This is a genomic window from Amycolatopsis lurida, assembly GCF_900105055.1.
Taxonomy (GTDB): domain Bacteria; phylum Actinomycetota; class Actinomycetes; order Mycobacteriales; family Pseudonocardiaceae; genus Amycolatopsis; species Amycolatopsis lurida.
Window position 1 is genome coordinate 386240 of record NZ_FNTA01000004.1, and the last position, 17090, is coordinate 403329.

Here is a 17090-nt window from a genome sequence, read left to right on the forward strand (position 1 = left end):
GGTTCTCCTCTGCTGAATTTCCGACGGCTCGCAGCACCATATCACCGGCCAATATGCCCGATAGGCAGTCGATACTGCGTGATCTGTCCATGATCGCCCACATATCGATCGTGAACACCGTCCGTAAACGACTGATCTGATTGCGCTCTCGGTTTTCGTCGCTTACCTTCGCCCCACTTCACCGACGAACCCCTGGAGTCCGCGCGATGCGTCTGCTGCCCCTCGATCGTTCAGTCCTCGACGCGAGAGCGACGATCCTGCTTCCCGACGAGCTGGTGACCGTCGACGACGCCACCGAAGGCGCCGAAGCGGTGCTCGTGTTCGGCGAGGAGATCGCCGCGGTCGGCTCGGTGGACGAGTGCCGCGCCCGCGCCGCGGGTCTCGGCCGCCCCGAGCCGGAAGTGCGACGGCTGCCTGGCACGCTCCTGCCCGGATTCATCGATCCACACGCGCATCCCTTGATGTACGGGCAGATGATGACCTGGGTGGACTGCGGCCCCGAGCGCGCGTCGACCATTCCCGAGATCGTCGCGCTGCTGCGTGAGGCTGCCGAGAACACCCCGGAGGGCAGGCCCGTCCGAGGTTATGGCTACGAGCACCGCAACCTCGCCGAGAAACGCCACCCCCGCAAGGAGGAGCTCGACGCGGTCGCCGAAGACCGCGAGGTCTACCTCATGAACGCGAGCGGCCACGGCGGCGTGGTCAACAGCTTCACCTTGCGGCGCAACGGCGTCACCCGTGACACCCCGGATCCCGACGGCGGGGTGTTCTTCCGTGACGAGCACGGCGAGCTCACCGGGGAGCTGTCGGACGCGGCGTGCAACATCCTCACCGGCGTCACCGGGGTGAAGGTCGGGCGGCACGGGCCGAACTTCCACCTCGAGGACGAGCCGGAGGAGCACGCGCGGCAGCTGGCCGCCGCACAGGAGAAATTCCTCGCCGCGGGCGTGACCGCGATCGGCGACGCCCAGGTGACGCGCCGCGAGTTCGACATGTACCTGCGGCTGGACGAAGCCGGCCTGCTCAAGACGCGTGTCCACATGTACCTGCTGTCGCATCTGCTCGACCAGGCGCTGGAAATGGGGCTGCACGGCGCTTTCGGCACCACTCGGCTCGCGTTCGCGGGGATCAAGTTCTACGCCGACGGCACGCTCGGCGGCTGGACCGCGTACTTCCCGGACGGCTACGTCGGCGATCCGTGCCGCACCGGGCAGCTCTACCACGACCCGAAGGACTACTCCGCGCTGATCGGCAAGGCGCACGAGGCCGGGCTCCAGACCGCGACCCACGCCCAGTCCCCCGACGCGATCGCCATGGTGCTCGACGCCATCGAGGACGCGCAGCGGCGAAATCCCCGGCCGGACGCCCGTCACCGCATCGAGCATTGCGGGCTGCCGTCCCCGGACCAGATCCAGCGTATGGCCGAGCTCGGCGTCCATCCCGTCAACCAGCCGCAGCATTACTACAACTGGGGCGAAGGCGTCACCGACGCCGTCGGCACCCCCGGCGAGCGGTTCAACCCCCTCGGTGAATTCCAGGCGGCGGGCGTGCCGGTCACGTTGAGCTCGGACGCCCCGGTCGCGGAGCCGAACCCGCTCGAAGCCATCCAGACCGCGGTGACCAGGACGACCCGTCGCGGTCACCGGCTCGGCGGGGACGACCTGCTGATCGACGTCCGCTCGGCCGTCGCCGCGCATACGATCGCCGGTGCCAAGGTGCTCGGCCGCGAACGCGACCTCGGCTCGATCACTCCCGGCAAACGCGCGGATTTCGTGCTGCTCGGCGAGAATCCCCTCACCTGCGAGCCGGACCGGATCGCCGGTATCCGCGTGGTGGAAACCTGGATCGACGGCGAGGTGGCCCGATGACCGTCCAGACCGGCACCCACTCGCTCCGCCGAGCCCGCCGGGCCGGGCTCGCGGCCTTCGTCGGCACCACGATCGAGTGGTACGACTTCTACATCTACGCCACGGCGGCGAGCCTGGTCTTCGGCACCGTGTTCTTTCCCGAAACGGGCGACCGGCTGACCGGTGTCGCGGCGGCCTTCGCGACCTACGCCGTCGGCTTCTTCGCGCGGCCGCTCGGCGGCATCGTGTTCGGCCACGTCGGTGACCGGGTGGGCCGCAAGACCGCGCTCGTGGTGACCCTGACCATGATGGGCGCGGCGACCTTCCTCGTCGGCTGCCTGCCCGGATACGCGCAGATCGGCACGTGGGCACCCATCCTGCTCGTGGTGCTCAGGTTCGTCCAGGGGCTCGCCGTCGGCGGCGAGTGGGGCGGTGCCGTGCTCATGGCCGTGGAACACGCGCCTCCGGACAAGAAGACCTTCTACGGCGCCTTCGCGCAGGCGGGGAACCCGGCGGGCGCGCTGCTGGCCACCGGTCTGTTCAGCCTCCTGAGCACCGGCGGCACCGAATGGCTCACGACGTGGGGCTGGCGGATCCCGTTCTTCGCGTCCGTGCTGCTCATCGGCGTCGGCCTCATCGTGCGCCTGAAGGTCGAAGAGTCCCCGGTCTTCGAGGAGACCGCCGAAGAAACCGGCGTGCCGATCCTGTACGCCGTCCGGACGAACTGGAAACCGATCCTGCTGGGCATCTGTGTACTGCCCGTCGCGGTCGGCGGCTATTACCTGGTCACCACCTTCGCGACGGCGTACGCGACCGATCCGGCCGTCGGCGTCTCCGAATCGCTCGTGCTCAACGCGCTCACCATCGCCGCGTTCGTCGAACTGGTCGTCAGCTTCGGCGCGGCCTGGCTCGGTGATCGCTTCGGCCGCGTGCGGGTGGTCGTGATCGGCCTGATCGGTGTCGCCATCCTCGCGGCTCCGCAGTTCCTGGTGCTCTCGACCAAGAACGCGGCGCTGATCATCGCGGCGTTCGTGGCGATGCGCCTGGCGATGACGGCGACCTACAGCCCGATCGCCGCCGTCCTGTCGCAGATGTTCCGTCCGCGGGCGCGGTACACCAGCATCTCGCTGTCGTACCAGCTGGCGGGCGCGCTCTTCGGCGGCCTTTCGCCGTTGGTGTCGACGCTGCTGTACCAGGCGACCGGCAGCATCTGGCCGGCGATCGGCCTGCTGATCGGCATGTGCGTGCTGAGCATCGTCTGCGTGCTGGCCGCGCCTCAGCACACCGACTCCGTGGACACGGCCTAGCGGATGCGCAACCGCCGCATGAGTTTCAGCCCGGACAGCATCCCTTCGACGTACTTCTCGTAGGTCTGGCCGCCGCGGGGACCCATGACCTGTTTCTTGAGCACCGCCACGTTCTTCACGTCGGTGTATTTGAGCAGGCCTTGGTCCCCGTGGCGGGCGCCGACGCCCGAATTCTTGACGCCGCCGGACGGCGTTCCCTTCGATGCGTACGCGGTGGCCAGGATGTCGTTGATGTTGACGTTGCCGGACTCGATCCGCGCCGCCACGGCGCGCGCGGCGCCGACGTCGGTGCCCCAGACCGAGGCGTTGAGTCCGTACTCGGTGTCGTTCGCGAGTGCGACGGCCTCGTCGACCGTGCGGTACTTGTGCAACGCGACGACGGGCCCGAAGGTTTCGGTGACGCCGCAGAGCATGTCCTTCGTGACGCCTTCGAGGATCGTCGGTTCGAAGAACGCCGGGCCGAGGTCCGGCCGTGGCTTTCCTCCACAGAGGACAGTCGCGCCCTTCGCGACGGCGTCGTCGACATGGGACTTGACCCGGTTCATGTGGTCGACGGAGACCAGCGAGCCCATGTCCGGCCCGAAGTCGTAGGCGGCGCGGACGTCGAGCGCCTTGGTCTTGGCCAGGTATGCATTCTTGAACTCGTCGTAACGAGACTCGGGCAGGTAGATCCGCTCGATGTGCATGCAGATCTGCCCGGTGTTGCCGAAAGCGCCGAAGATGGCGCCCTGCACGGTCTCGGCGAGGTCGGCGTCTTCGAGCACGATCATCGGGTTCTTGCCGCCGAGTTCGAGACAGCAGCCGATGAGGTTGCGGCCCGCCCGTTCGCCGATCACCCGGCCGGTGGCGGTGGAACCGGTGAACATCACATAGTTCGCCTGGTCGATGAGCGTCGGGCCGACATCCGGCCCCTCACCGCACACCACCTGGAACAACCCCTTCGGCAGTCCCGCTTTCTCCAGCAGCTCGACGCCGTAGAGCGGGGAGAGCGCGGTCTTGTTGTCGGGCTTCAGCACCACCGCGTTGCCGGCCATCAACGCCGGGACGGCGTCGGAAATGCCGGTGGCGAACGGGAAGTTCCACGGCGCGATGATCCCGACCACGCCCTTGGGCTGCCTGACCTCGGTGGACGTCGTCAGGAACGGGACCGGCCCGCCCCGTTTGGCCGGTGCCAGCAGCCTGGCGGCCCGCGTGAGGTAATGGCTCATCACCATCGCCGGGTCGCAGGTCTCCTCGATCGCCATCCGCCGGTTCTTGCCGCTCTCGGCCTGGATGAGGTCGGTGACGATCGGCGCGTTGTCGACGAAGAGCGTGTGCGCCCGTTTGAACACCTCCAGCCGCTGCTTGAGCGGGGTGGCGGCCCACTTCTCCTGCGCGGCGCGCGCGGTGGCGAACGCCTGCTCGATGTCGGCGGGTGTCGATTGAGGCAGCTCGACGAGCACGTCGCCGGTGTAGACCTCAGTGAGCTTCCAGGTCGCGCCGGACGAGCCCGGCACGCGGGCGGCGAGCCGCTGAAGGAACGCGTCGGTCACCGACGCCGGACGGGTGAGCGCGAGCGGTGTGACGGTCATGGCCCTCTTTCCGTCAGTTGTCCGAGAGGACGAGCTGCGCGCCCATCTCGCCGATCATGATGGCGGGCGCGTTGGTGTTGCCGCCGGTGATCGACGGCATGATCGACGCGTCGCAGACCCGCAGACCGTCGACGCCGCGGACCTTGAGGTCAGGGCTCACGACGGCGAGCTCGTCGACGCCCATCCGGCAGGTGCCGACACCGTGGTACACCGACGTCGCGCGGTTCAGGATCGCGTCGCGCAACTCCTGGCCCCGCAGCGACTTGCCCGGGTGGAGTTCTTCCTTGATCGAACCGTTGAACGCCCCCGAAGCGAAGATCTCGCGGACCATCTCCGAGCCCTCCCCGAGCACTTCGAGATCGGCCGGGTCGGACAGGTACTGGGGGTCGATGAGCGGCGCCGCCGTGGGATCAGCCGAGGCCAGACGCAGCGTGCCGCGGCTCTTCGGGTAGATCAGCGTGGTCAGCACGGTGAGCGCGGGCCGTTTGTCGACGTCGTGCCGGATCGGCGCGTCCTGGTTGGGCGTCACGTACGCCCACGGCAGGAGGTGCAACTGGAGATCGGGCACCTCGGCGGCCTGGGAGGTCTTGAGGAACGCGACCGCCTCGAAGACCGAGTTCGCCAGGAATGTCGTGCCGGGCCGCAGCAGTTCGCTGACGAGGCCGCGCGCGAAGTACGGCGGCGTGCCCCGGTTCTTGCTCGACGACGCGCGGAAGGTCAGCGCGTGGAACATGTGGTCGTGCAGGTTGTCGCCGACCGGCAGGTCCGCGACGACGTCGATGCCGTGCTCCTTGAGGTGCTCGGCGTGGCCGATCCCGGACAACATCAGCAGGTGCGCGGACCCGACGAAGCCCGCCGAGAGGATGACCTCCTTGCCCGCGCGGAGGATTCGCTGTCCCCCGTTCGCGTCGACGACCTCGACGCCGACCGCGCGGCCGTTCTCGATGACGACCTTCTTCGCCAGCACCCCGGACTGGACCTCCAGCGTGGCCGGCGCGAGGTGGTGGATGTAGCCGCGCGAGGCGCTGTACCGCAGGCCGTCGGCGGCGTTCTGCTGCATCCTGCTGACGCCCTCTTGGGACTCGGCGTTGTAGTCGTCGAGGATCTCGCAGCCGATCGCGTCGGCGGTCGCCTGGAGGAATTGGAGCGTGCCCTCCTGCGGGGTCTTGTTGCGGGTGACCCGGATCGGCCCGCCCGCGCCCCGGAACTCGCTCTCGCCGTCCTCGAAGTCCTCCATCCGCTTGTACGCGGCGTTGACGCTGTCGGCGTCCCAGCCCTTGTTGCCCTCGGCGGCCCAGGAGTCGAAGTTGGCGCGGTTGCCGCGGACGTAGACCATGCCGTTGATGGAGCTGGAGCCGCCGACCACCTTGCCGCGCGGCACCGGCATCCGCCGATCGAGAACGTGTTTCTGCGGCACCGAGTAGTAGCCCCAGTCGAACGGTTTCTTGAGCTGGGGCACCGCGTGCATCGGGCCGACCAGCCCCGGCTTCCTGACGAGCAGCTTGTCGTCGCTCTTGCCTGCCTCGAGCACGATCACGCTGGCACCGGACTCCGCCAGCCTGCCCGCGATCGCGGCCCCCGAGCTGCCCGATCCGACGACCACGTAGTCGGCCTCGTCGCCGCGCGCAGCCCTGTTCGCCATGTCCGCTCCTCGGTCCGCCCACCGTGCAGAACTGTAACCTGTTCTAGTTCTGTCACCGTATAGCGAGACCGGCCGGTTCCGCAACGGGCGGTCGCTCCCCGGCCGGTCTTCGAGACCTCAGCGCAGCGGTTCGAGCACCTTCGCCAGCGGCTCCAGCACGGCCGGGGTGTGCGGCGGCGGGAGGTAGATGATCGCCAGGTCGAGGCCCGCTTCACCGAGGGCTTCGACGTCCGCGGCGACCTTGGCGTAGTCACCGTCCGTACCGAGCCGGACGTGCGAGGACAGGGTGATCTCGCTCGGATCCCGGCCGATGTCCGCGCAGTGCCGGTGCAGCACCGCACGCTTGTGCGCGAACTCCTCCGGCGTGCCGCCGACGAAATTCCAGTGCTGGGCGTACTTGGCGGCCGTGCGCAGGGTCCGCTTCTCGCCGCTGCCGCCGATGCAGATCGGCGGATGCGGCTTCTGCACGCCCTTCGGTTCGCAGCGGGCGTCGGTCAGCTGGTAGTGCTCGCCCTGGAACGTGGTGGTCTCCTGGGTCAGCAGGCCGACGAGCACCTCGCAGGCTTCCTCGAACCGGTCACTGCGTTCCTTGATGGTGCCCAGTTCCATGCCGTACGCGCCGGATTCCTCCTCGTTCCAGCCCGCGCCGACACCGATCTCCAGCCGGCCGCCGGAGACGATGTCCAGTGTCGCGGCCATGTTCGCGAGAAGCGCGGGGTGACGGTAGTGGATCCCGCTGACCAGCGTGCCCAGCCGGAGCCGTTTCGTGGCCTGCGCGAGCGCGGTGAGCGTCACCCACCCTTCCAGGCACGGACCGGTCGAATCCGAGAAAATGGGATAGAAGTGGTCGAAGGTCCAGCCGGATTCGAAGAGCTCGATCTCGTCGGCGGCCTGCCACACGGCGAGCATGTCGGACCAGACGGTGTCCTGCGGCGAAGTCTTGATGGCGAATCGCATGATCTCGAGCGTAAACCTGGAGTTCCTCCAGTCGCTCACGGAATTCAGCGGGCGATGCCACGGCGAAGGTAATCGTCGGCGTCCACTCCGGACTCGACGAGCAACGCTCGCGTGTGTTCGCCCAGCGACGGGACGTCGCCCATGCACGCCTCGAAATCGTCGAAGGTCACCGGCGGCAGCAAAGCTTCGATCCGGGCGAATTCGGTGCCGACCTCGCGCCAGCGATCACGGGCCCGCAGCTGGGGATGCTCGGCGACCTGGGCGACGTCCTTGAGCTGGGCGGCGGGAACCCCGGCCGCGGCGAGCTTTTCGTCGAGTTCGCTGTTGGACCACAGGGAGGTCCGGGCCGCGACGGCGGCGTCGCATTCCGCGCGGTGGGCCACGCGCTGCACGTTCGTGGTGAAACGCGGGTCGTCGGCGAGTTCGGGCGCGTCGAGGACGTCGGTGACGAGGGTGCGCCAGCCGGTGTCGTTCTGGACGCCGATCAGCATCTGGCCGTCGCGCGTGGGAAAGGCGTCGTACGGCGCGATCGAACTGTGGCTCAGCCCCATCCGCTCCGGCTCGGTCCCGGCGTACATCCGGGTGTTGAGCGCGTAGCCCATCCATTCGACGGTGGCTTCCAGCATGGAAACCTCGATCGTCGCGCCCTCGCCGGTACGCCAGCGGCGCAGCAACGCCGCCAAAACCGCCTGCGCGCAATACATGCCCGAGGCGATGTCGGCGGTCGGGATCCCGGTCTTCGCCGGAGCTTCCGGGGTGCCGGTGATCGCGATGAGGCCGGCCTCGGCCTGGATCAGCATGTCGTAGGCCTTGCGCTGCTCCATCGGCCCGCCCGAGCCGAAGCCGGACAGGTTCACCACGACCAGCTCCGGGTGCTCCGCCCGCGGATCACCGAAACCGAGCCGCTCCGCAGCGCCCGGGGCGAGGTTCTGCACGAACACGTCGGCCTTCGCGACCAGCCGCCGGACGACGTCACGGCCTTCGGCGGACTTGAGGTCGACGGCGAGCGACTCCTTGCCGCGGTTGAGCCAGACGAAATGCGCACCGCTGCCGTGTACGGCATGGTCGTAGGCGCGGGCGAAATCCCCGCCGTCGACGCGTTCGACCTTGATCACGCGTGCGCCGAGGTCGGCGAGGCTGCGGGTGGCCAGCGGGGCGGCGACGGCCTGCTCGATGGCGACGACCGTGACCCCGTCGAGTGGCCGGGTCATGCTTTCTTCTTCTCGGCCCGCACCAGGCCACCGCCGATGATCAGCCGCTGGATCTCACTGGTGCCCTCGTACAACCGCATCAACCGGACGTCGCGGTAGATGCGTTCGACCGCGACCTCGCGCATGTACCCACTGCCTCCGTGAACCTGCACCGCGAGATCCGCGGCCTTCCCCGCCATTTCGGTGCAGAACAACTTCGCGGCCGACGGCGCGATCCGCCGGTCCTCTCCCGTCACGTACAACCGCGCGGCCTCACGGGCGAGCGCACGGCCGGCGAGCACACCGGTCTGCTGATCGGCGAGCATCGCCTGCACCAGCTGGAAATCCCCGATCGGTGTGCCACCCTGAGTCGCCGTCGCGGCATACGAGACCGACTCGTCGAGCGCCCGCTGCGCCGTCCCGACCGCCAGGCCCGCCATATGGATCCGGCCGCGCGCCAGCGACGTCATCGCCGCCTTGTACCCGACCTCCCCGTCTCCGCCGACCAGCGCCTCCGGCCCGACACGGACCTGCGAGAACGTGACGTCCGCGGTACGCGAACCCTCCTGCCCCATCTTGGCGTCCTTCGCCCCCACCGTGATGCCAGGCGCGTCGGCGGGCACCAGGAACACCGCGATGCCGCTGTCGATGCGCGCGAAAACCACGAACAACCCGGCCTCGGTGGCGTTGGTGATGAACTGCTTGCCGCCGTCGAGCACCCAGCCGTCGCCGTCCGGTTTCGCGCTGGTCCGCAGACCGGCCGGGTTAGATCCGGCGCCCGGCTCGGTGAGCGCGAACGACGCGACGACCTCACCCGACGCGATACCCGGCAACCACCGCGCCCGCTGCTCGTCCGTGCCGAACCCGACCAGCACCTGCCCGGCGATCCCGTTGTTCGTCCCGAACATCGACCGCAACGCCAAGGACGTGTACCCCAGCGTCATCGCCACCTCGACGTCCTGCACCAGATCGAGGCCGAGCCCGCCCCACTCCTGCGGGATCGCGTAACCGAACAACCCCATCTCCGCGGCCTGCGCCCGCAGATCGGCCGGGATGGCGTCCGTGCTCATGATCTCCAGCTCGCGAGGCATCACCCGGGTGCGGACGAAGTCGTCGATCTGGCCGAGAACGTCCGCGAACACGTCGCCGGGGACGTCGGGGTTTCCGGTGTACATGCCCCTCACTATCGATCACCGGCCCCGGCCGGGTCCACACCCTCGGGTGGACCTGACGGCAAGACCTATCGGAGATGTCGATCACCGTCCTAACGTCGAAGGGCCCGTTTTCCGGAAAGGACACGTTTCATGCGCACACGAACCGCTTTCCTCGCCGTCGCCAGTGCCGTCGCCCTGTGCTTCACGATCCCCGCGGTGGCTTCGGCGGCCGAAGGCGAATTCAGCTACCGCTACTACGACGAAGACGAAGAGCTCCAAATGGGCGTGCTGGTCGATCCGCCCAGTGGCGAGTGCATCGAGATCCCCGAAATCGCCGACTGGGACGTCGACGCGTTCCGCCCGCGCAACGACACCGATTCGAGGGCGGTGGTGTTCCTGGACGACGACTGCGCGAGCGATTCCTACTTCGTGCTCCGCCCCATGGGCGGCCGCGGTTCGGACCGACTTCTCTTCCGCTCGGTCATCTTCGGTTAGGCCAAGCGGGCGTCGACAATTCACCCTGCTCGCCGGAAAGATGACTCGCGGGGTGATTGTCATGGTTCGGCGCCGTCTGACCTTCCTTGTCCTGCTGGCCATCGTGCTGGGGCTGGTGGTCGTTCCCCGTGCCTCGGCGACAGGCCCGGCCACCAGGTACGAGGGCGAGCTCGAAGGCGCGCGCTATCTGGTACTGGTGCCGGAAAACTGGAACGGCACGCTCATGCTGTGGAGCCACGGGATGTACTCCCTGGCCTACCCGGAGCCGGAGCGGATCGCGCTGACCTCACAGCCCACCACGGAGTCCTATCTGCTGGAGCAGGGGTACGCGCTGGCCGCGTCGCAGTACCGGACCGTGCGCGGCTGGTCGATCGAGGAGGCGCTCACCGACCAGATCCGGTTGCACGACTGGTTCTCCCGCACCGTCGGCCCGCCGCGCCGGACCATCGCGGCCGGCGAATCGATCGGGGCGATCACCGCGACCCTGCTCGCCGAGCGGAACCCGCGCCGGTTCGCCGGTCTGATGACCTTCTGCGGCAACCTCGCCGGCGGGGCCGCGCACTGGAACTCCGGTCTCGATCTCGGGTACGCGCTGAACACGTTGCTCGACGCGCGACTGGACCTGGTGCGCATCGCCGATCCCGCGGCCAACGCGGGCCGGTTCACCGACGTGGTGCGGGCCGCCACCGCGAACCCGCAAGGCCAGGCCCGGCTCGCACTGGCGAACGCGCTGGCCGAAATCCCCGGCTGGTTCGACGCCACCCGCCCCCGCCCGACGGCTGTCGCCGACCAGGTTTTCTGGCAGGGCGTCTGGGATCGCTTCTACCGCGTCAGCGCGTTCGGCGTCGACAGGGTCGCGTTGGAACAGCGCGCGGGCGGCAACCCGAGCTGGAACGTGGGCGTCGACTACCGGCGGATCCTCGCGAAGGCAGGTGAGCGGCCGCTGGTGGAACGCGCGTACTCGGAAGCGGGCCTTGACCTCGCCGCCGACCTTGAAAAACTGGCGAAAGCGCCGCGAGTCGCGCCCGATCCGGCGGCCGCCGGCTATCTGGCGCGGTTCGGGCTGCCACTGGGACGCACGCCGGTCCCTGTGCTGACCATGCACACCGTCGCGGACGGCACCGCGCCGGCGGCGCACGAACGCGCCTACGCCGAGCGAGTCGCGCTGGCCGGTGACCGGGACGACCTCCGTCAGCTGTTCGTGAACCGGGCCGGGCACTGTGTGTTCACCGCGTCCGAGGAGATCACCGCCCTGCGCACGCTGGAGCGGCGGCTGAACGCCGGGCAGTGGCCGTCGAGCGCGCCTGCCGCGCTGAACTCCGAAGCCGGCGGGCTCGCCCCGGAACACCAGACGATCTTCGACGCCGTCGGAGAAGCGCGGGTGACGACCACTCCGGCGTTCGCGCGGCACTCCCCTCCCCCGTATCCGAGGGTCCTGCCGTTCTAAGCGCCGGTGAGGATCGTCAGCCCGTAGGCCGACAGGACGCGGTTGACCGGGACGAAGTACGTGGTGCCGCCGCTGGAGCAGTTCCCGCTGCCGCCGACCAGCACTCCCTGCGCCTGCGTCCCGCTGACGAACGGCCCGCCGTTGTCACCCGGCTCGGCGCACACGGAGGTCCGGGTCAACCCGGTCAGCGTTCCTTCGGGGAAGGTGATCGACACGTTCTTCGCCTGGATGATCCCGCAGCGCCAGCCGGTGGTCGCTCCGTACCGGCACACCGACGCTCCGACCGGCGCCTCGACCGCCCCGGTGATCGTCACGCGGCCGTCGGTGGGCGGGATCGAGCCCACCAGCCGCCAGTCGGTCGTATTGGTCACGCGGATGACGATCGCGCCGGTCGGCGGGACCTGGGCGCCCACGACCACCCCGACCACGCGGCCCGCGCTGCGGATGGTGTCGCCGGGTTTGCCACAGGCGGAACTCGCGATCAGGTAGCCGGTCTTGCCGGAGACGGCGGCGAATCCCGCCGTGCAGCGGGACGCGGCACTGCTCTGCAGCACGCTCCCGCCTCCGAGCGGGGCGGGAGCGCTCGCTTGCGCGGTCGGCGACAGGGCCAGACCGAACGCCAGGACAAGGCTGGACAGGGATCGGGGCAGTCGCACGGGACCCTCCGATGGCCGGGGATCCCACGATCGTAACGAGCGAGCGGCCCCGGCCCATCCGCCGAACCGCGCATTCTCAGCGCCAGCCGAGCTCCGGCGCGACGTGCTCGAGGATGCTCTCCAGCACGTGCGCGTTGTACTCGACACCGAGCTGGTTCGGGATGGTCAGCAACAAGGTGTCCGCGGCCTCGATCGCCTCGTCCTCCTTGAGCGCCCGCACCAGCTCGTCCGGCTCGGCGGCGTACGACCGGCCGAAGATCGCCCTGGTCGTCTCGTCGATCATGCCGACCTGGTCCCGAGAGTCCCGATCGCGGCCGAAATAGGCGCGGTCCAGGTCGTTGGTCAACGCGAAGATGCTGCGGCTGACCGACACCCGCGGCTCGCGCGAGTGGCCGGCCTTCTTCCAGGCTTCGCGGTAGGCCTCGATCTGCTTGCGCTGCTGAACGTGCAGCGGCTCCCCCGTCTCGTCGTCCTTGAGCGTGGAACTCTGCAGGTTCATGCCCTGCTCCGCCGCCCACACCGCGGTCGCGTTCGAGCTGGAACCCCACCAGATCCGCTCGCGCAATCCCTCCGAGTGCGGCTCCAGCCGCAGCAGCCCCGGCGGGTTGGCGAACATCGGCCGCGGATTCGGCTGCGCGAACCCCTCGCCGTCAAGCAGCTTGAGGAAGACCTCGGTGCGCTGCCGGGCCATGTCCGCGACGGTCTGCCCCTCCGCCGGGCCGTAACCGAAGTACCGCCAGCCGTCGATCACCTGCTCCGGGGATCCCCGGCTCACCCCGAGCTGGAGCCTGCCCCTCGAAATGAGGTCGGCGGCGCCCGCCTCCTCCGCCATGTACATCGGGTTCTCGTAGCGCATGTCGATCACGCCGGTACCGATCTCGATCTTCGACGTGCGCGCCCCGATCGCCGACAGCAACGGGAACGGACTGCCCGCCTGCCGCGCGAAGTGGTGCACACGGAAGTACGCGCCGTCCACGCCGAGCTCCTCGGCCGCGACGGCCAGGTCGATCGACTGATGCAGGAAGTCGGCGGCGGACCGCGTCTCGGAGTGCGCGCTCGCCGACCAGTGGCCGAAGGACAGGAAACCAATCTTCTTCACAGCACGTGTAAGCGTCCGATGACCGGGTTTGATTCCCAGCCGCCCACACCTGCCCGTGACCCGCTGTCATCATCAGTCACGATGCGTGCTTTCGGCGTCCGACCTGGGGAATTGCCCCCGTCGCTCACCCATGCAGGGGCACGGAATCTGTCGGAGGGTAACCGATCATCATCTCAATGTCGGTCTGCGTGACGATACATACCCCCCTGATTGAGGCCTTCCAGGCGACGTATACTCTTCTCACATCAGCAAGTCCGAGTGGCGGAATGGCAGACGCGCTAGCTTGAGGTGCTAGTGTCCTTAACGGACGTGGGGGTTCAAGTCCCCCCTCGGACACACGCAATATCTACACCGGGGCTGGTCATCGCATAGATGGCCAGCTCTTTTGGTTCGTAGCGTAACTCCAGGTTCAACCGCTGGTAGAGCCGGGCCAGCCCGGCTGGCTTCGCATCGGCGAGCATCGCTCCGACATCCCCGAGCGAATCGATCATCGCGTAGACCTCCGCGTCCGTGACTCTCCGGTCCGCAGGCGCGCCGTCCAGCTCGGCCTTGGCCGCAACACGCTCCGCGTGCGCCTGGTTCATGGCATCGACGACGGCCGTGGGATCGACTCCCGCCCCGATGGCTTCCTGGAACCGACGAAGCCGCGCCTCCGCGTCCGCCAGCCGGCGCCGAGCCGCCTCGTGCGCACCGCCAGTGTTCCCACCAGCGGAGTCAAGCAGCGCCGCAACGGTCTGGTCGACGTTGTCGGGCGCGAACAGCCTGTGGGGTTCCAAAAGTCGGTCTCCGGTGCTGACCAGTGGATTTACGCGGCTCGTTCGTATTCGTTGATCAGGCCTCCGAGAAGCCGCTGTCGTTTGATCCGGTGGGAGTTGAGGTCTGCCACGGGGTGGGTCGGCCGTGGTGGGCGGAGCTCGCGGGAACGATGCGGCCGTCGTCCGTTGTAGTGCCGGACGTACTCGGCGAGCACGGCACGCAGATGCCGCTCGCCCAGGATCAACATACGGTCGGTGAGCTCGGTTCTGACCGTGAGCACAAACCGTTCCGCGTAGCAGTTCGCCCGCGGGCAACGCGGAGGGATCTTTACCGTCTCGATGCCCACGTCGGCCAGGACGGCATCGAACGAGGCCGAGAACTGGCCAGCCCGATCACGGATCAGAAATCTGAAGTCGTCGATGCGATCATCGAGATCCATCACGAGGTTGCGGATCTGTTGCGTAGTCCACTCGCCGTCCGGATTCGTGGTCGTGCCGAGGACGCGGACGTAGCGGCTGCCGACCTCCAATACGAAGAACACGTAGATCCGCTTGAGAGTGACCGCACAGTCGACGTGGAAGAAGTCGCACGCCAGCATCGTCGAAGCCTGCGTGCGCAGAAACTGCCGCCACGTCGTGTCGGTACGCCGGACCGGCACTGGCGATATGCGCGCCCGCTTCAGGACCCGCCGGATCGTCGACGCGCCGACCCGATATCCAAGCTTGAACAGCTCACCCTGAATCCTCTTGTAGCCCCAGCCGTGGTTCTCTGTGGCCATCCGCTCGACCAACCCAGCGATCGCCTCGTCGACGGGAGGACGTCCGACCCGGTGTGGATAGGTCCACTTCGCGGCTACCAGGCGCCGATGCCAGCGCAGGATCGTGCCCGGAGTGACCAACCGGTGCAGCCGCAGCCTCTTGGGCAGCCTGCGAACCAAAACGGCGAACACAGCCCGATCAGCCCAGTCCAGACGAGGTTTCGGATTTCCTCTGCGCAACACAGCGACCTCGTGGCGCAGCACCAGCAACTCGACGTCCTTGGATGCCGACGAGCGGCCGAGCAACACCACCAGGCCCACCAGTCGCAAGAAGATCAGATAGAGCAGACGCAACGACATGGCCGCCGATCATGCCCTGCTCGGCGAACGCGTCTGTAGCCGCAGGCCGGACGTGTGGACCGACTTTCTGGAACCCCACAGGTACGCATGCACTCCACACTTCGCCGAACGCGTAACCATAGGAAGTCCTCGCCATCACGATTCTCGGAGCAGTAACACACCGAGGATGCGGCGGGCGATGCGTAGACTCGGCTGCAGCGATCGAACGAACGGCTGCAAAGATTCTGGCCCATTCAGCAATTCTGCGCCAGGCCAACCTTGGCCAGGTTTCTCACCCGGATGCTGCCGTTCCACTCGAGCACAGCGGTCCACCGCTGCTCGCATTGACCGGCGCCTTCGTAGGACTTCCAGCTCACCGACACGTGGCCGTCCCTGCTCTCCAGCCAGTCCACCTCGGAATGCTCCGCTGGCACGAGGTCACCCAGGTTCACGGAGCCTATGACCTGGATATCAGGCGTATAGACGACGAGGCTTTCCGGCCAGTTGACCCCGCCCTGGGAACAGCCGAAAACCGCGACGATCTCGGCCTTGCCGTCACCGGTCAGATCCTGCGCGAGCGCTGGGTCGTCTTCCAACGCCACATAACCGTCGATCTCGGGGATTCCAGGCAACGAACCTTCGACCAGCTTGCCTGCCGGATGCTCGCACAGGCTGGGCACGGGCGCACTGTCGAGACCAACAGTGCGCGCAGACTTGGACGTCTGCGAAAGCACCGGTGCGGTGTAGAGGGAAATGACTCCCTCGGCGATCGCCTTCCGGCCACCATCCTCGGCGATCTCAAGCTTCTTCTCGCGGAGACTGACCATGCTTCGCTGATCCAGCCTGCGCACAAAAGTCGTTGGGGTGGTGTCCTCCTGAACCCACTTAGACCCGTCAAGCCGCCACAGGCGGGCGGGCCCCCGCAACACCTTCTTGGTGGCTTCGTCCGGCTTGCTCTCATCGCACGTCCAGGAGCTAACGGACGCGTGCAGCCCGCGGTCAGTGTCCCACCACAGATCATGGACCGCTATGCCGCCGCCAGTCTCGTTCGGCACGAAGCCGGGCGGCTCGGCCGCAGACAGGTTGGTTTCGCGAGACTTACCATCGGCCGTGATGAGAAAGACCGAGGAGGCGTTGAAGCAAAGCCCGGGACTGTGACTGACCGCGACAGCGAAAGAGGAATCGCTCTCTGCGGGGCCACCGACCGCTGCCGCTGACATGGCCGATTCGAAGAAGCCCAGATTCCGTCCGTTCGCTCCGTCCGGCCGGAACAGCTCCAGGCGATCGCTGAAGGCCGAGGCGCCAACCTGAATCGTTTGCTGGGTCAGCACCAGATGCTCAGTACTGGCGAGAAAAGTTCGCGAGTAGCCCTTGGACGGCGGGGCGGACAGGCTCACCGGTGCGCCATCTCCGGGTATGTCAAGGTCGAACCTGATGTGGCCACCCGGAATGGCCGCCAGCACACCGTCACGTCCCACCGCGGTGAGCTCCGAGCACCGCGGGCATCGCCGTCGTTGCTGCTCCCCTGTGCGAGTGTCGACGGTGATGAGCTCTTCAGTCTCCGGTGGCTCCTGCAGAAGAGCCGCCCCGGCCAGCAGAGCAACATAGTTGCCGCTGACAGTCCAGGCGACCTGGTGGGTATTGGGCAGGTCCCGGTCGAACGGCCTGGCGACCTTCATCACCACCGATTCCCCACGCATGAGGACGAACTCCCTTTCGGTGGTGTAGGCGTACGCGGGAGCGGTGGTGTCGGCTGCTTTCGGTGGCTCAGCGGTTACGCCGTTGTCCTTTCTGAGAACGAGCACTGTCACGACAGCCGCCACGACACACGCCACCAAAGCGAGAAGGAATACCTTGCGCAACGACATCCGTA

The 17090-nt window shown here is 67.8% G+C and carries 14 protein-coding genes and 1 tRNA gene; 5 read left to right on the top strand and 10 right to left on the bottom strand.

What is annotated here, in order from left to right:
* The first annotated feature begins 206 nt into the window (after positions 1-206).
* Positions 207-1868 (top strand): amidohydrolase, encoded by a 1662-nt coding sequence (locus BLW75_RS07070; protein WP_034306986.1) that lies wholly within the window; start codon positions 207-209, stop codon positions 1866-1868.
* Positions 1865-3154, top strand: coding sequence for an MFS transporter (locus BLW75_RS07075; RefSeq protein WP_034306988.1), 1290 nt, complete (start codon positions 1865-1867; stop codon positions 3152-3154). The genes BLW75_RS07070 and BLW75_RS07075 overlap by 4 nt, the downstream gene beginning before the upstream one ends.
* Here BLW75_RS07075 and BLW75_RS07080 read toward each other — a convergent pair.
* The 5 genes from BLW75_RS07080 to BLW75_RS07100 all read right to left on the bottom strand — a co-directional run bounded on the left by BLW75_RS07080 (position 3151) and on the right by BLW75_RS07100 (position 9689).
* Positions 3151-4725, bottom strand: coding sequence for a succinic semialdehyde dehydrogenase (locus tag BLW75_RS07080; protein ID WP_034306991.1), 1575 nt, complete (start codon positions 4723-4725; stop codon positions 3151-3153). The two genes, BLW75_RS07075 and BLW75_RS07080, sit on opposite strands and share 4 nt — an antisense overlap.
* A gap of 13 nt (positions 4726-4738) precedes the next feature.
* Complete coding sequence (locus BLW75_RS07085; protein WP_034306993.1) at positions 4739-6367, bottom strand: GMC family oxidoreductase; 1629 nt, start codon at positions 6365-6367, stop codon at positions 4739-4741.
* Positions 6368-6484: 117 nt separating this feature from the next.
* Entirely contained in the window at positions 6485-7324 is an 840-nt protein-coding gene (locus BLW75_RS07090) for an LLM class F420-dependent oxidoreductase (protein WP_034306995.1), read from the bottom strand.
* 44 nt (positions 7325-7368) lie between these two features.
* Entirely contained in the window at positions 7369-8535 is a 1167-nt protein-coding gene (locus tag BLW75_RS07095; RefSeq protein ID WP_034306997.1) for a CaiB/BaiF CoA transferase family protein, read from the bottom strand.
* A complete protein-coding gene (locus BLW75_RS07100) occupies positions 8532-9689 on the bottom strand; it encodes an acyl-CoA dehydrogenase family protein (RefSeq protein ID WP_034306999.1) in 1158 nt (385 codons plus the stop codon). The genes BLW75_RS07095 and BLW75_RS07100 overlap by 4 nt, the downstream gene beginning before the upstream one ends.
* A 129-nt stretch (positions 9690-9818) precedes the next feature.
* Here BLW75_RS07100 and BLW75_RS07105 point away from each other — a divergent pair, with 129 nt between their 5' ends.
* Together BLW75_RS07105 and BLW75_RS07110 are read left to right on the top strand one after the other, a co-directional pair.
* Positions 9819-10163 carry a hypothetical protein gene (locus BLW75_RS07105; protein WP_034307001.1) on the top strand — a complete coding sequence of 115 codons (345 nt, stop codon included), beginning with the start codon at positions 9819-9821 and terminating at the stop codon, positions 10161-10163.
* A gap of 61 nt (positions 10164-10224) precedes the next feature.
* Positions 10225-11610, top strand: coding sequence for an alpha/beta hydrolase family protein (locus BLW75_RS07110; protein ID WP_034307003.1), 1386 nt, complete (start codon positions 10225-10227; stop codon positions 11608-11610).
* On the opposite strand, the gene BLW75_RS07115 is transcribed toward BLW75_RS07110, so the two are convergent.
* Complete coding sequence (locus tag BLW75_RS07115) at positions 11607-12266, bottom strand: S1 family peptidase (RefSeq protein WP_034307005.1); 660 nt, start codon at positions 12264-12266, stop codon at positions 11607-11609. The genes BLW75_RS07110 and BLW75_RS07115 overlap by 4 nt on opposite strands.
* 76 nt (positions 12267-12342) lie before the next feature.
* Positions 12343-13365, bottom strand: coding sequence for an LLM class flavin-dependent oxidoreductase (locus BLW75_RS07120; protein ID WP_034307007.1), 1023 nt, complete (start codon positions 13363-13365; stop codon positions 12343-12345).
* A gap of 252 nt (positions 13366-13617) precedes the next feature.
* Between BLW75_RS07120 and BLW75_RS07125 the strand changes: the two genes are divergently transcribed.
* Positions 13618-13701 (top strand) — tRNA-Leu (locus tag BLW75_RS07125).
* Here the strand turns inward: BLW75_RS07125 and BLW75_RS07130 are convergent.
* The 3 genes from BLW75_RS07130 to BLW75_RS07140 form a co-directional block, all read right to left on the bottom strand.
* Complete coding sequence (locus tag BLW75_RS07130; protein ID WP_091597000.1) at positions 13683-14141, bottom strand: hypothetical protein; 459 nt, start codon at positions 14139-14141, stop codon at positions 13683-13685. The two genes, BLW75_RS07125 and BLW75_RS07130, sit on opposite strands and share 19 nt — an antisense overlap.
* Before the next feature lie 29 nt (positions 14142-14170).
* Complete coding sequence (locus BLW75_RS43420; protein WP_034307010.1) at positions 14171-15238, bottom strand: integrase core domain-containing protein; 1068 nt, start codon at positions 15236-15238, stop codon at positions 14171-14173.
* Positions 15239-15471: 233 nt separating this feature from the next.
* Positions 15472-17085 carry a hypothetical protein gene (locus tag BLW75_RS07140; protein WP_091597003.1) on the bottom strand — a complete coding sequence of 538 codons (1614 nt, stop codon included), beginning with the start codon at positions 17083-17085 and terminating at the stop codon, positions 15472-15474.
* Positions 17086-17090: the final 5 nt, after the last annotated feature.